This window comes from Paenibacillus sp. J5C2022, assembly GCF_025567625.1.
In the GTDB taxonomy this organism is placed as follows: Bacteria; Bacillota; Bacilli; order Paenibacillales; family Paenibacillaceae; genus Pristimantibacillus.
This window is the reverse complement of sequence record NZ_JAOQJC010000001.1, coordinates 164,966-179,180: the sequence shown is the minus strand read 5'-3', so window position 1 is coordinate 179,180 and position 14,215 is coordinate 164,966. Positions and strand designations below refer to the sequence as shown.

At 54.1% G+C, this 14,215-nt stretch carries 13 protein-coding genes; 4 read left to right on the top strand and 9 right to left on the bottom strand.

Annotated features, from left to right (window positions below; translation table 11 throughout):
* Nucleotides 1-4: 4 nt before the first annotated feature.
* Both M6D81_RS00840 and M6D81_RS00835 read right to left on the bottom strand, forming a co-directional pair.
* Complete coding sequence (locus tag M6D81_RS00840) at nucleotides 5-1,453, bottom strand: MDR family MFS transporter (protein ID WP_262674882.1); 1,449 nt, start codon at nucleotides 1,451-1,453, stop codon at nucleotides 5-7.
* 41 nt (nucleotides 1,454-1,494) lie between these two features.
* Nucleotides 1,495-1,737, bottom strand: a complete 243-nt coding sequence (locus M6D81_RS00835) for a hypothetical protein (protein WP_262674881.1) — start codon at nucleotides 1,735-1,737, stop codon at nucleotides 1,495-1,497.
* A gap of 170 nt (nucleotides 1,738-1,907) precedes the next feature.
* Here M6D81_RS00835 and M6D81_RS00830 point away from each other — a divergent pair, with 170 nt between their 5' ends.
* Nucleotides 1,908-2,528: a DedA family protein gene (locus M6D81_RS00830; RefSeq protein WP_262674880.1), complete on the top strand. Its 621-nt coding sequence runs from the start codon at nucleotides 1,908-1,910 to the stop codon at nucleotides 2,526-2,528.
* Nucleotides 2,529-2,590: 62 nt separating this feature from the next.
* Here M6D81_RS00830 and M6D81_RS00825 read toward each other — a convergent pair whose 3' ends face one another.
* Complete coding sequence (locus tag M6D81_RS00825; protein WP_262674879.1) at nucleotides 2,591-2,857, bottom strand: hypothetical protein; 267 nt, start codon at nucleotides 2,855-2,857, stop codon at nucleotides 2,591-2,593.
* A gap of 201 nt (nucleotides 2,858-3,058) precedes the next feature.
* On the opposite strand from M6D81_RS00825, the gene M6D81_RS00820 reads away from it, so the two are divergent.
* Nucleotides 3,059-4,477 carry a hypothetical protein gene (locus M6D81_RS00820; RefSeq protein ID WP_262674878.1) on the top strand — a complete coding sequence of 473 codons (1,419 nt, stop codon included), beginning with the start codon at nucleotides 3,059-3,061 and terminating at the stop codon, nucleotides 4,475-4,477.
* Here the strand turns inward: M6D81_RS00820 and M6D81_RS00815 are convergent.
* Entirely contained in the window at nucleotides 4,470-5,048 is a 579-nt protein-coding gene (locus M6D81_RS00815; RefSeq protein ID WP_262674877.1) for a hypothetical protein, read from the bottom strand. The two genes, M6D81_RS00820 and M6D81_RS00815, sit on opposite strands and share 8 nt — an antisense overlap.
* An 83-nt stretch (nucleotides 5,049-5,131) precedes the next feature.
* Nucleotides 5,132-7,369, bottom strand: coding sequence for an MMPL family transporter (locus M6D81_RS00810; RefSeq protein ID WP_410795672.1), 2,238 nt, complete (start codon nucleotides 7,367-7,369; stop codon nucleotides 5,132-5,134).
* Between the two features lie 125 nt (nucleotides 7,370-7,494).
* Here M6D81_RS00810 and M6D81_RS00805 point away from each other — a divergent pair, with 125 nt between their 5' ends.
* Both M6D81_RS00805 and M6D81_RS00800 read left to right on the top strand, forming a co-directional pair.
* On the top strand, nucleotides 7,495-8,112 hold the full coding sequence (locus M6D81_RS00805) for a TetR/AcrR family transcriptional regulator (RefSeq protein WP_262674876.1): 618 nt from the start codon (nucleotides 7,495-7,497) through the stop codon (nucleotides 8,110-8,112).
* Nucleotides 8,113-8,145: 33 nt separating this feature from the next.
* The gene (locus tag M6D81_RS00800) at nucleotides 8,146-8,439 is read left to right on the top strand and encodes a DUF3817 domain-containing protein (RefSeq protein WP_262674875.1); all 294 of its coding nucleotides are present in this window, start codon (nucleotides 8,146-8,148) and stop codon (nucleotides 8,437-8,439) included.
* Nucleotides 8,440-8,530: 91 nt separating this feature from the next.
* On the opposite strand, the gene M6D81_RS00795 is transcribed toward M6D81_RS00800, so the two are convergent.
* The 4 genes from M6D81_RS00795 to M6D81_RS00780 all read right to left on the bottom strand — a co-directional run bounded on the left by M6D81_RS00795 (nucleotide 8,531) and on the right by M6D81_RS00780 (nucleotide 14,156).
* Nucleotides 8,531-9,319, bottom strand: coding sequence for an undecaprenyl-diphosphate phosphatase (locus M6D81_RS00795; protein ID WP_262674874.1), 789 nt, complete (start codon nucleotides 9,317-9,319; stop codon nucleotides 8,531-8,533).
* Nucleotides 9,320-9,363: 44 nt separating this feature from the next.
* Nucleotides 9,364-10,674, bottom strand: a complete 1,311-nt coding sequence (locus tag M6D81_RS00790; RefSeq protein WP_262674873.1) for a hemolysin family protein — start codon at nucleotides 10,672-10,674, stop codon at nucleotides 9,364-9,366.
* 103 nt (nucleotides 10,675-10,777) lie between these two features.
* A complete protein-coding gene (locus M6D81_RS00785; RefSeq protein WP_410795679.1) occupies nucleotides 10,778-11,914 on the bottom strand; it encodes a DUF3900 domain-containing protein in 1,137 nt (378 codons plus the stop codon).
* Between the two features lie 103 nt (nucleotides 11,915-12,017).
* Nucleotides 12,018-14,156: a HelD family protein gene (locus M6D81_RS00780; RefSeq protein WP_262674869.1), complete on the bottom strand. Its 2,139-nt coding sequence runs from the start codon at nucleotides 14,154-14,156 to the stop codon at nucleotides 12,018-12,020.
* Nucleotides 14,157-14,215: the final 59 nt, after the last annotated feature.

Genomic DNA, 14,215 nt, shown 5'->3' with positions numbered 1-14,215 from the left:
TGCGTTAGTGTGCCTTGCCCGTCCCCGCCGCATTCTCGCCGATCGGACGCTCGTTCTCATGGGTGTCATTATGCTCGTCGCGCCGGATGTTGGGCATCAGCGTCGCAAGCAGCATAATCGCCACCGATAATCCCGCTACCCAGAGGAAAATGCCGTGCAGACTCTCTTCCAACACTTGAGGCTCGATACGGTTAGCCTGGCCGGTATGCAGCAGCAGGCCGAACAAGGTAATGCCTATCGTCTGACCAAGCGTTCGAACGAAGTTATGTCCGGCGGTCGCGGCTCCGCGCATCTCCCATCCGACTGCAGAGGTTACGGCAACTGTCAACGAAGTGAAGATAAGCCCGAAGGACAGTCCTACGACGGCAGTGCAGAGCACGATTACCAGGATCGGGGAAGAAGCGTGTATGAAGGTGAACCCGATCGTACCAAGAAGGAGCAGGCATGCGGCAGCCAGACAAATTCGCTTCAGTCCGAGCCGGGATATGTAATTGCCCGCCAATATCGACCCCAGCGGCCAAGTAATTGACAACGGTATCATGGCAATGCCGGAATATGTCGCGCTCTTCCCTCCTACACCTTGTATCCACAGCGGAACGTAGAATACGATAACGACCATGATGACACAGAGCACGAACCCGCTGGCATTCGCCATATTGATGACGGAATGACGGAACAGTTGGATTGGAATGATCGGCTCCGGCGAACGTCGTTCAATCCATGCGAACAACACGAGAGATAAGGCAGAGCCGGCAAACCACAACCCGATCTCGACAACGGAAGCCGCTCCCCCCTCTTCGCCCCTCAGAAGAGACATAGCGTATAAAAATGCGTACATCCCGATTGTGAACGCAATAATGCCGGGATAATCGATATATCGCTTCTTCCTCTCCGTTACGCTCTTCATGGATACAGATAGCAAATACAGCGCAACGATGCCGAACGGCAAGTTCATATAAAATATAGCCCGCCACGACACAAAATCGACGAGCAAGCCGCCAAATAACGGACCTGTAATGCCGGCAATCCCCCATATGCTTGCCAGCCATCCTTGCACCTTGGCACGCTGCTCAAAGTCATACATATCCCCGATTATCGTATAGGGCAACGTCGTCAAAGCGCCGGCTCCCAGTCCCTGCAATGCCCGGAACCAAATGAGCTGATCCATGGAGCCGGCAATGCCCGACAGCATCGAGCCCAATAAAAAAATGACCGCACCGGCGATTAAAATCTTTTTGCGGCCATACAGATCGGCTAACTTGCCGTATATCGGTGTTGTAATAACGACCGCCAGCAAATAGATGGAAATAATCCAGCTGTACTGCTGAACGCCTTGCAGCTCCTTCGTAATGCTGGGCATAGCCGTACCTACGATAGTGCCTTCGATTGCGGCGAGAAAAGTGACAACGAATAGCGCAATCGTAATGTTTCTTCTGGAATGAAAGTTTTGCATAGCTATCTCCTTTAGGCATAGGCAAACGCTTCAGGAAACGGCTAAGCTAGCTGCGGTTCCTTGCACATTTGCTGTGAAATCAATTGAAAGCACTTCTTCAAAATATAGCGTTGACGTTCTCCGTCATTCATTCGCCAGAACTCGCAGTCCTGGAACAAATGGCATAACACCTTCTGGGCAGCAGCAGCTGCTGTCGGCTCCTCCGCCAACAGTCTCAAGCAGTATGTATAAGTGATCGATTCTATATCGCGCAATAGTTGAACTTTATCTTGGAAAACTGCCATCTCGCTCCACACCTCCGATATTCCTTTAGCAGCACTCATTATATCGGAACGGATTGCGAAAATAGTTACGAATTGGTTAAAAATATGAAACCTTTATTCGAACGGTTCGTAGTATCCGTCATGGCTCGCAGAGTGTTCAAATTACCAATATGAATGGGATGGAACTAATAATGGCTTATGACCTCTTGATGGAAATTATCGAGCGCGTCGGCTATGCTGCGCTTTTCTTGGTCCTATGTCTCGGTCTAATCGGTCTGCCGATTCCGAATGAAGCGGTTGTCATGACTGGAGGCGCTCTTGCCGCATCCGGCATTCTAGCGCCGATCCCCGCTTTTACCATGACCTGCCTCGGAATTTGTTCCGCCATGACCTTCAGTTACAGCGTTGGACGATTCGCCGGAAGCAAGCTGTCAGATTGGTTTCGAAGCAAGAACAACATCGGCAAAGTTGTCGTGAAGTCGGAGGAGTTGGGCGAACGATTCGGAAGCTATGCGATATGCATGAGCATCTGGCTGCCTTTCTTGCGCCACGCGACGCCATATGTCATGGGAATGAACCGCATGAAGTTCGGACGTTTCATCCTGTTCGCTTATCCGACGGCGTTCGTATGGACACTGCTCTATTTTATTATCGGTACATTCGTCGGAGATTCCGTCGAGAAGATTGCCGATATGATCTATCAATACGGGCTGTGGATTGTAATCGGGCTCTCCGTGGCAGCAGTCGGCTACGGCGCATACCGCATCTTGCAGCATCGGAAGAAGGTCGAAGCGATTGAGGAAGAGTTGTAGCTTGTAAGACGAAGCACATTCCGCCACTATGGTGGAATGTGCTTATTCGTGTTCACAGCGATCTATGCGGGACTCATCTCCTTGACCGCGCCAACGAGACGGTAGAACAAATCATCGTTCTCCTCGATCTCATCCTCCAAAGCCAGCAGCTGCTCTTCATCGCCGGAACCTTCCCGGAAGAACAAGCCGTACCCCCAGTCCCGTCCCTTCTTGCTATGCAGCGTCATCTCATAATCCTGGCTGTGTCCCTCTACGGCAAGAATCAGCTTGCCGATATATCCGTCTTCTTCGCTATGGCGCAATGATGCTTCTACGATTTCTATTTTCATGCGCGTCACTCCTTCTTGCTCCATCTTCTGTACTTAAGTATAACGGGAGCCTTTGGGCAATACAAGCAATGCTGCCACTAAGCGGCCCTTCGCCCCCCCCCCCCGTATCCGCTCCTGCCGAACCCATGCCCGCACAGCTGCATAGACTGCAATACGGCCATGATGCGTGACAGCCGTCTATGCTGTGAGAGGAGTATTTGTATGACACTGGAATTGACAGCTTTGCACTGGGTCTATTTATCCTTTATTTTATTGATTATCGGTTTTATGATTATGCGCCGCGATACGACGCTTATCTGTATCGCAGGGATATTTGGCATCGGCCTGCTCGCCACGACATCCATAGAAGGGTCCGTCAGCGGCATATTCGATAGCTTTATCTATGCGATTAAGGAGCTGATCAGCACGATTCTGATCATTTCCATCATTGTTGCATTAAGCCGGATATTGATCCGTACGGGCATTAACGAGATTATGATCAGCCCCTTCACCCGATTTTTGAGAACGCCTTCATTGGCTTTTTGGGGAATCGGCATCATCATGATGATCGTTTCCTGGTTTTTCTGGCCTTCTCCTGCCGTCGCGCTCATTGGCGCGGTGCTTCTGCCGGTTGCGGTAAGGGTCGGACTACCGGCTCTGGGAGCGGCAGTAGCCATGAACCTGTTCGGCCATGGCATTGCGCTTTCCAGCGATTTCATTATTCAAGGGGCACCCAAGCTTACTGCGGACGCCGCCGGCATCGCAGTCAGCGATGTCATGACGGCAAGCATACCGCTTGTCATCGTTATGGGAGTCGTCACGACCATCGCAGCTTACTGGATGATGAAGCGGGATCAACGGCTGGGACGATGGCGGGACGGACTCGTGGAAGATACCCGTCCGCTCACTGGCGCTGCGTCCAGCCAAGGCAGTGACGATGATGCGGCCGATCATCTGTCTCTCGCTACGAAGCGTCTGCTCGCCGTCCTCATTCCCATCCTGTTCGCAGCCGATGTCGCGCTCATGCTTGCGCTGAATCTGCAAGGCGGAGACGCTACCGCCCTCATCGGGGGAACGGCAATTATCATCATGCTGCTTGTCACGATGCTGACCCACCGCGGTCGTGGCTTGGAGCGAACGACCGCGTATCTGATCGAAGGCTTCCTGTTCGGATTCCGGGTATTCGGTCCGGTCATTCCGATCGCCGCCTTCTTCTATCTGGGCGATGCCGGCTTCTTCTCGCTCTTCGGAGAGCAGCTTCCCCAGTCATCCGGCGGCATCGTGAACGACCTGGGCGTCGGTCTTGCCCATGCCGTACCTGTCAACGATGTTGTCAGCGCCGTAACGTTGACAGTGGTCGGCGCCATTACGGGGCTCGACGGCTCCGGCTTCTCTGGCATCTCGCTTGCCGGCTCCATCGCTCAGCTGTTCGGCCATGCGATCGGCTCCGGTATCGACACGCTCACGGCGCTAGGCCAAGTAGCCGCTATATGGGTAGGCGGCGGCACGATTATCCCATGGGCGCTCATACCGGCAGCTGCCATATGCGGGGTCAGTCCGTTCGAACTGGCCAGACGCAATCTGAAGCCGGTCATTATCGGTCTTGCAGTTACGACGATTGTGGCCATCTTCCTCATCTGATCTTTCTTCTGCGAATCGTCATTACAAGCAAGAAGAATATTGCTGCTGCCAGAAGCGTGATGGCGGCGATCCACCACAGACTTGATTTGCCCGAAGCTTCTCCGGCCTGTGGCACCGGCGGAACGGAGCTGTGACCCAACTGCTCCAGCTCGCCAATGACGGCGGAAGCGTCACTCGCTTTCGCCGTTCTGCTGCACAAGCTGACTTCCAGTTGATCGCCGGTCGTATAAGCGAACACCACATATTTAAGGCCGTCTTCGAACTGAAATCCGCATGAAGCCTCGTCGGCGCTGGATACGACCTTAATTGAAGAAGCTACTTTTCCCTTCCATACCCGATGGACCCGGAACCTATATTCCACAGGATCGGCCGAAGACTTGGTGAACAGTCCGCCTTTTTCCTTCCTTTCCGTTACGGTCCCTTCGAACACCGCATGGCTTTTGTTTTTGGCTTTCTCCACGCTTTCCGGCATAGCGCAGCTGCATGCATACGCGCGATCCGAGCGGAAGGCGAAGCTCCCGGTCAACAGCACGATAGCCAACAGCACCGGTAACCAACGCAATTTTCTCATATTCACTGCATCCCCCATTACGCTTTGTTACGATATGTCTCACTGCATCTTATTAACGATGCGCAATGGGATAATGTTGCAGTTTATCGCTCCGCTGCTTCAGCCCTTGCCGCAGAATCCACTTTCTTCTCCTTCGCCGGCCAGAACGCCCATCTGCCCAGCACGGCGGTAATTGCAGGAACAAGGAATGGCCTTACGATGAATGTATCCATCAGCACGCCAATCGCAGTAATGAGTCCGAACTGCACCAGCACCTGCAGCGGAAGCGTCGCAAGCACAGCGAAGGTGGCGGCAAGAATCAGCCCGGCGGAAGTGATAACCCCGCCTGTATCGCTAACTCCTTCCTTGATGGCTTGCAGCAGCGGCATCCGCTTCCTCTTCTGCCATATGCTTGAGATCATGAAGATGTTGTAATCCTCGCCCAGCGCTATAAGAAATACGAAGGCATACAGCGGAATCGATCCTTGAATGCTGTCGAAGCCCATTAGATGATGGAGAATAATCCAGCCAAGTCCGAGTGCGGCCGCATAAGACAACAGCACCGTCGCTACCAAGTACAGCGTTGCTGTCACAGAGCGTAAGTACAGAAGCAGCAACAGCATGATGAGTCCGATGACGAGCGGAATGATTACTGCATTATCCCGATCCTGGAGCGCCTTGTCGTCGTATTGCTGCGCGGTAGCGCCTGCGATCCACACCAGGTCGGCAGCGTCTTCCGCACCGCCTTGTCCCAACGCTTCGGAGGCTGCCGCTCTAAGCTTCGGAATCGTCTCCATCGCTTCCAGAGAATAAGGATTGGTGTCCAGAATGACGCGATAGGATGCGTAAGCTTCATCCACACCGCTCTGAACCGCATCATCCGCTTCAGCCACAAGCGGCATGCCACGCAACGCATCAGCCACTTTCTCTCTACTGGCTTCCGACTTCACCATTACCGTTACAGGCGCTAACTCGCCTTGCGGGAAGGCTTCTCCTATCGTAGCGAATCCTTGTCGTGAAGGCATATCCTCCGGGAAACCAGACAACAAGTCGTAGGAATATTTGATGCCCGGTACGAACCCGGCCAAGATGCCCAGCAGCACGACAGTCGCAGCGATGACAGCCCATGGCCTCGTCACGACGAGCTTGCCTATCTTCGTCCCCAGCTTCTTCTCCGGATCGGGCCGGCGATACGATTGGCCCCGCTGCGCCGCTCTCCGTCCGGCTTCCGCTTCCGTGCGCGGAATGAACGGGAAGAAAGAAGCGCGGCCGATTATGGCCAATAGCGCCGGTACAAGCGTCAAGCTTGCAATGCCCATGATGAGAATGGACAAGCTGAACGGTACCGCGAACCGGTCATAGGCACCGTAATGGGCGGCTAGCAATGCAAGCAAGGATAACACAACCGTGAAGCCGCTCATCGCAATCGCTCCGGAGGCCCCTTTGAAGGAACGGCGCAGCGCCTCTCTGCGGCTCTCCACCAAAGTCAGCTCCTGCCTGAATCTGGTAATGAAGAAGAGACAGTAATCGGTACCGGCGCCGAATAACAGCACTGTCATGATCGCTATCGCTTGCGAATCGACGATAATCCAACCTTCGCTCGCCATCGCGCCAAGCAGCGGGCTCGTTACCATATAGGCGAATCCGACACCGATCAGCGGGATGATCGCCAGAATGGGAGATCGGTAGATGAGGAGCAGCAACACGAGCACAAGGATAACGGTTGCCATAAGAAGAACAAAATCGGCATTTTTGAACAGATCGGTCGCATCGACGAAGATGCCGACAGGTCCGCTAATTCTGATGCTTAATTGGCTGCCGTCCCCAATGTCCTGCGCGAACGGATCGTGCCCCGCAATTTCCCTCACCATATTCTGGAGTTTCTCTAAATTATGCTTTAAGATCTCGGTATCCGTTCCTTCGCGGAAGGCGATCGGCTGCACAAAGGTGGTCCCGTCCTCGGAAGCAAGCGAGATGAGCGCCGGCAACGGCATTCGATCAAGCGGAATCAACTCTCCTTGCGCTTCCAGCGGCTCATTCGCCAGCCTTGCCGTCAACTGCTGCATATCGCTGTAATCTTTCTCCGTCAAGCCATCGGCGCGATGCCAGACGAGCAGTGCCGGAACACCTGATGCATCCGGGAAATAACGGTTCATCAATTCGTCCGCGACGACGGAAGGACTGTCAGGCAACAGGTTTGGAGCGTTGTTCTTCTCCTCATCCCCCACTGCGGGCAAAGTCAGCGTTAACAGAACTGCCGCTGCAATCCATACGAGAAAGGTAACCCATCGCCCCTTCGGTCCGGTTATCCATCCGCCTATGCGTTCCAACATCATGATCATCCTCCATTTCACATCATTAACATTTTCCTATACAATAACTACATGAGACAGTTTAATTATATATACCGGAAGGTTAATTAATCAACTGCGAATTTGTGTCCTTTTAATGAATGGAGGTTCAATTGATGCAACAAGAGCAACACAAGCGAAAACCGGGACGCCCCAAAGCTTCGGGCTCGTCGCATACGATGACCCAAATATTGCGTACCGCATCCTATCTGTTCATGGAGCACGGCTATGAGAAGGTGTCGCTGGTCGCAGTCGCCAAAGCTTGCGGCCTGACGAAAGCGAGCGTCTACTATTACTTCAATAATAAAGCTGTATTGTTCACGGAATGCCTGCTGCTCGTACTGAAGATCGCCCATGATCAGACGGCCGCGATTATGAGCGGTCCGGGCTCGCTTCAGGATCGGCTTCTTACGGTTGCGCAGCGCTTCATGTCCAATGCACATATCGAATTCGAGTCTATGATGAGAGAAGCTTCAACGGAATTGACGGAGGAGCAAGTGTGCAACATTCGTGCTGCCGAACAATCGCTCCATACCCTGTTGGAGGAGGTATTCCGGCGGGCGATCGATGAAGGCGAGATAGCGCCTTGCGACCCCAAGTTGCTGTCACATGTCTATACTGCCTTGCTGACTGTCCGCAACCGCAAGGAAGTGATCAACGAACGGAAATCAGTGGATCAATCCGCTGAAGAAATCGTACAATTATTATGGCGTGGACTCGCTCCTCGCCAATAATTCATACCATTATAAGTACCAGGAGGAACATTCATGTTGAAATCACCGCTGGCAAGACTTCGTTTTATCGGTTTTTTTGAGGGACTGTCTTTTCTTGTTCTGTTATTAATTGCAATGCCACTGAAGTATTGGGCCCATATTCACGAAGCCGTAACGGTGGTAGGTGCTCTGCACGGCGTTCTTTTCATCTTGTATATGCTGGCAGTCGCTCATGTGACCATCGTGCATCGCTGGTCCCTTAGCAAAATTTCCCTCGCGATCATTGCGGCCTTCCTGCCCTTCGGCCCTTTCGTACTGGACAAGAAGCTTCTGTCGCATGAAGTGTAAATCGCAAAAGGCATTTCCCGTGTGAAAATTCGTCCTGAACAAGCCGGGGAATGCCTTTACAGGTGTTGCTCGCGTCGCGCATCGTACAGCGTCACATCATGAGGAAGAAGAACAGGAGCGCAAGGCCGAAGCGGTAATAAGCAAAATACGATAAGCGAAGCCGCTTCATCAGGTTGATGAACGTGACGACGGCAATCATGGCTACGATGAAAGCGGCGAGCAGTCCAATCAGAAAGAGAAGCACATCTTCCTTCACCAAATATTCCTTGCTGCCTAGCAAATCGACCATGCTGGCTCCTGCCATAATCGGAACAGATACGATAAACGTAAATTCGGCGGCTGCCTTCTGGCTCGTGCCCGCCAGTATGCCCCCCGATATGGTCGAGCCGGAACGCGAGAAACCGGGCCACAGCGCCAGCATCTGGAAGCAGCCGATGACGAATGCCTGCGCATACGTGATATCGTCCAGTTCTTCCGCGACAATCTTCCGCTTGCTTCGATCCGCAGCAATCATAAGCAAGCCGCCTGCTACAAGTCCTATTAGTACAGTCTGCGGTCCGAACAGAAATTCCTTGATGATGCGATGCAACAGGACGGCTACCGCACTTGCCGGCAGCATCGCCAGCGCCACATGCAAAGCATTCAGCCCGCTTCCCTTGCCGATTCTGAAGTTCAACAGCTTCAGGAATCTTCGCCAATACAGGACGAGAACGGCAAGCACCGCTCCGAATTGAATGACGACCTCGAACGTCTTGGCGCGTTCGCCCTGGAACCCAAGCAGCTCTCCCGTCAGAATAAGATGTCCGGTTGACGATACCGGTAAAAACTCCGTTAGTCCCTCCACAATTCCCATCACAATGGCATGAATCAAATCTTGCATCGGCATACACTCCTTCGCCCGTACAGCCAAGTCTCTATACAAGCTTATGCATGTCCGTATTCACTCATTTCAGTTTCTGCAGAATCGGTGAAAATTTCGATTCGGCGAATGCGGTGCGCGTCACGGTCCAATATGGTAAACCGGGCTCCATCATAACGCCATGTGCCGCCTTCCGGCAACTCGGGCTGTTGATGGTACAGCCAGCCGCCGATCGTATCCGCTTCATCATTGGGAAGATGCAAGCCGGACACCTCGTTCACGTCGGCGATCAACGCTTTCCCGTTCACAATATATTGCTGCTGTTGAACACGCTGGATTTCCCGCTCCTCGTCTTCGTCGAATTCGTCTCTTATTTCCCCTACAATTTCTTCAATAATATCCTCCAGCGTCAACAAGCCTGACGTCCCCCCGTATTCGTCCAGCAGAATGACCATATGCAGACCTTCCTGTTGCATATGCTTCAGAAGCTTGTTGATCGGCATCACCTCCGGCATTGACAAGGCGGGCTGCAGCAGTTCGCGTACATCGTGGTCCAATTCTCCGTCGTACAAGAAGAATCGCTTCGTATTCAGTATCCCGACGATGTTGTCCTTGTCGCCTCTGGCAACCGGGAATCGCGTATATTGCTCCTCCCTCATAATCGCGATATTCTGCTCCCGCGTATGCTCCACGTAGAGGCAGACCATATCCGTGCGGGGTACCATCACTTCCCTTGCCAGACGCTCATCGAATGCGAAGATGCGATTGACGTATCCGTATTCGCTGCGGTTGATTTGACCGCTCTCATAGCTCTCGGACAAGATCGTCCGAATCTCCTCCTCGGTATGCGCCTCATGCTCGGATACCCGCTGGAAGCCAGCCAGCCGGACAAGCCGGTTCGCAGAGCCGTTCAACAGCCAGATGAATGGATACATCACCCGATAAAAAAATATGATCGGCTTGGCCGTCAGCTTGGACACCCATTCCGGACGGATGATGGCTATCGTCTTCGGAGCCAGTTCTCCCAGCACAACATGCAAATAGGTAACGAGCAGGAAAGAAACGAGAAAGGTAAATATCTTCTCCGTCTCCTGTCCCAGCTGAAGATGCTGCAGCAACGGATGCAGCATCTGCTCCACCGTCGGCTCGCCCAGCCAGCCCAACCCCAGCGCCGTAATTGTAATACCCAGCTGGCACGCAGACAAATAGCCGTCTAGATGGCTTGTAACCTTCTCGACGGCTCGGGCATTGCGAGCGCCTTCCGCGACCAGCTGCTGGACGCGGCTTGCGCGCATACGAATAATTGCGAATTCGGTCGCTACGAAAAATGCTGTAAGAGCAAGCAGAACAATGAACAATAACAACTTGATCGCCATAAGCGCGAATAGCTCCCTTCAGAGACGGATCATATCTTCTCCTGTCCCCTTAGTTCAGCCTATCCCTCTAGCCCTCAAGTCATACTCGCCAATCCGCAACCAATTACCAAGGCACATCGTCTGCATTGGCAGTTGGAGCATCCGCTGCGTCTGCAGCCGGTTCCCGATCCGGCGTCGAAGTGCCGATCACGGGAAGAATATCCGCCAGCTCCTGCGGCTGCAGCAGCTCTACCGGCGACATGCCCTTCTCGAACTGGAACGCTCCCCCTTCAATTACAACGACATAGCGGCCGTTATGGCGGGCGATGTGGATCGAGGAGCCGAAGTGGGAGAGCAGTCCCTTCACCGTCACCTCGTCCAGCTTGAACGTGAACGGAAGATCCGGCTTCTGCTCCACCAGTGCGGACGCCGCGATCTGCACCTGCTCCTGCGGCCACCACTCCTGCAGCTCCCGCTTCTCGCTTGCCGCCCATACTTCCACCGCATTCTCCGCCTCGCTGCGCTCGGTGCTCGCTTCCTCTTGCCACCTGTCTGCGATGAATTGATGGGCCATCTCCACAACCTGCTCGCCCATCACCTCGGGCAGCGGCTTTTCATAAGATACGAATTTCAGGAAGTCCTCGAAGTAGCGGGCGTGAGACGCCTGATGAATTTTCAGCTCCCATGGCTCCAGCACGCCTTCCTCGGGCATGTGCGGATATTGAATCGACTTCATTCCCCTAGCGCTGATCGCCATCTCGACATGTGAGATAAGACTTCTCTCATCCGCTATGCGCGCTATCTTCGGCTCGAAGTCGCATTTCAGCAGGAACAGGAACGGCTCGTCGAAGAATGTATTCAGCTTCGATCTCGCGATGATGAACGCGCCGCCTCGAACGGCGCTCGTATCCAGATAGATGTGCACAAGCTCGTCAGCAATGCCCAGGTAACGCTCCTTGCTGTCGGCCTCTCTCAATCTCTGGAACAGGCTGTAGTTGCCATTGCTGCCCAGCTCGTACCCCGGCTCCACCATGAAGCGCCCTACCTTCGTCGGCGGATTGGCGGTATTGGGGTTCCGCTCCGCCTTGCGCTTCACAATACGCGAGAATTCACCGTCGAGGAAGGACTTCAGCTCGCTATCCTCGTATTCGTCCCCATCCAGAGTCGCGAAGTGTTTGAATCGCTTGACCGCGGAAGGGGAATCCTCGGCGCCGTCAGTCTGTATGACAAAAAAAGATAAGTACTCCATCATAAATTCCAAAGCCAGAACAATCTCCAACCTTCCGTTTAAGTCTCCCTAGCATCATATCACAGGTTCGGCGCGGCAGGATACCGCCGCTTCGGCCATCCTGCCGTATTCCGCCCTAGTCCTGCGCAGCCGCTTCAATCCGATCAGCCTCTCGAAGCAGCGGTGAAAGCTCGCCTCGATACAACAGCTTCAGCTTATGCAGCGCCCGGGTGCAGCCGACATAAAGCAGCTTGGCGTCCTGCTGACTGTATGCCTGATCGCCCGCGTCCGCAATCAGGACGGCGTCGAATTCCAGCCCTTTCGACAGGTAGACGGGTACAACGGACAGCCCCCCGCCGTAGCTCGGCTGCTTGCTCTCCACGAGCGAAGCGGACAATCCTGTCTGCATGAAGTAACGATGAATGGAATCGCACTCTGCCGCGGTGCGGCCGATAACGGCAATCGTATCGTAATCGCTTCGCTCTTGCCACCGGCTTGCCGTCGCAGCAAGCTCGCTCAGCCACTCAGCTTCGCTTGCCGGCAGCAGCTCGACGGGATCGCCGCTGCGGAAGACGGGAACGGCCGCCTTCACTTCCCCTTCCATCTCGCCCAGAATGTAATTGGCGAAGCCGATAATCTCCATCGTGGAGCGATAGCTTCGATTCAGTTCGAAGAAGCTTGCAGCATCTTCCGGGAATAAGTCGGTCAGCTCCTTCCAGCTATGAATGCCTGAATAGCCGTGAATACCCTGCTGCAAATCGCCCAATATCGTCATGGACGTCGTCCTCTGACACATGCGCAGCGTCTCAAGCTGCAACGGCGAGTAATCCTGCGCTTCGTCGATGACGATGTGATCGAGCGGAGGAGACTTCAGTCCGTACAGCCTTAAGTGGATATAGACGAGCGCCGCCATATCCTCTGCCGCGGCATAGCCGTCCCTCAGCCTTGCCGCCGTTTCCTTCGCGGCAGCTTGAGGAACGTCGTTCAGCGCTTCCTTGCCTCTGAACATGGCCAGGTAGAGCTGCTTCGCCGAATAGGAAGGAAGCTTCTTAAGATAAGCATTCAGCCTTGTTTTGGCTTTCGCCATCACCTTCTTGTCCTGCACGCCCCTGTACTTCAGCTCCGACTGGAACCAACGCCGAATCCGGCTTTCCAGCCGGTCGCGCTTCACCATTAGCGGCTCGTCGCCGTAATCGATCTCATACCACTGCTGAAGCTGAGCTGGCGGCAGTTCCAAGCCATCTACAGGGAAGAAGGACACCTCCGGCACGACGCTTTCCTCCAGCTTGCCGATTGCCGCATCCAGCGATTCTTTGAACGAAAGGCTTCCTTTCCATCTTCCTGTTGCTTGAAGCCAATCCTCCGCCCCGCGCTTCTGTTCGAACCAGTAAGCAAGCGTCTCCGACGGATCAGTCAACTTCACATCGTGCTCTAACAGCTCTATCGCCCATTCGTGGTAGGTCGTCTGCCCGATGTCCCCTACACCGAGCTCCGGAAGCACTCCGGAGATATAGTCCAGGAACATCCGGCTCGGAGCGAAGATAATCATGCGCTCCGCCTTAATCCGCTCCGCATATTGATAGAGCAGGAATGCCAGACGATGCAGCGCGACTGTCGTCTTGCCGCTTCCCGCCACGCCCTGGATGAACAGTGCGCCGTTCCTGTCTCCGCGAATAATGCGGTCCTGTTCGCTCTGAATCGTCGATACGATATCCCGCAGCTTATTGTCTTTGTTCTCCCCAAGCCGATACAGCAGGAATTCATCCGTTACCGATTCGCCTTCCTCCTGCCCTCGCACATAGCTGTCCACATAACGGATCAGCTCGCCTTGCCGGATGACGAAATTCCTCTTCAAGTACATATCGCCGCTGATCTCCCCGTCGGGCGATACGTAGGAAGCGGGTTCCGTCCCGCCCGTGAAGGAATAGAACATGCTTGCCACAGGCGCCCGCCAATCGATGACAAGGGGATCTCCGCCGGCCTTATCCCGCGCCACGCCCGCCTTGCCGATATACAGCGGAACAACGGGACGCTCTCCAGCGCTGCCGATGCCGAACTCCTGGAAGTCCATACGCCCGAAGTAAGGCTCGCGCCGGGCGATTTCCAGTCTTCGCTTGCGTTCTTCGCGTTGCAGGTCCAGCATCTGCTCCGTGAAGTCGTCGCCCGTGTAGCGGGGACCGATCTCTTGCAGCTGGTTGTTGATTGACTCCAGCGCTCTCTTCAGGTGAAGCTCCTCATCCTGTTGTACACTCGTACTTGCAACCTTCGAACCCACTGTCATCCCTCCAAGCGAAAAAGGGCTGAGTCTCCGAACCGAGACTCAGCTTATATTCG

Bases quoted from the DNA above. Each gene is read 5' to 3' on its own strand.
- M6D81_RS00800 (WP_262674875.1), top strand. From the start codon at position 8,146: ATGTTGAAATCACCGCTGGCAAGACTTCGTTTTATCGGTTTTTTTGAG.
- M6D81_RS00835 (WP_262674881.1), bottom strand. From the start codon at position 1,737: ATGGCAGTTTTCCAAGATAAAGTTCAACTATTGCGCGATATAGAATCG.
- M6D81_RS00840 (WP_262674882.1), bottom strand. From the start codon at position 1,453: ATGCAAAACTTTCATTCCAGAAGAAACATTACGATTGCGCTATTCGTT.
- M6D81_RS00830 (WP_262674880.1), top strand. From the start codon at position 1,908: ATGGCTTATGACCTCTTGATGGAAATTATCGAGCGCGTCGGCTATGCT.
- M6D81_RS00795 (WP_262674874.1), bottom strand. From the start codon at position 9,319: ATGCAAGATTTGATTCATGCCATTGTGATGGGAATTGTGGAGGGACTA.
- M6D81_RS00805 (WP_262674876.1), top strand. From the start codon at position 7,495: ATGCAACAAGAGCAACACAAGCGAAAACCGGGACGCCCCAAAGCTTCG.
- M6D81_RS00820 (WP_262674878.1), top strand. From the start codon at position 3,059: ATGACACTGGAATTGACAGCTTTGCACTGGGTCTATTTATCCTTTATT.
- M6D81_RS00815 (WP_262674877.1), bottom strand. From the start codon at position 5,048: ATGAGAAAATTGCGTTGGTTACCGGTGCTGTTGGCTATCGTGCTGTTG.
- M6D81_RS00810 (WP_410795672.1), bottom strand. From the start codon at position 7,369: ATGATCATGATGTTGGAACGCATAGGCGGATGGATAACCGGACCGAAG.
- M6D81_RS00825 (WP_262674879.1), bottom strand. From the start codon at position 2,857: ATGAAAATAGAAATCGTAGAAGCATCATTGCGCCATAGCGAAGAAGAC.
- M6D81_RS00790 (WP_262674873.1), bottom strand. From the start codon at position 10,674: ATGGCGATCAAGTTGTTATTGTTCATTGTTCTGCTTGCTCTTACAGCA.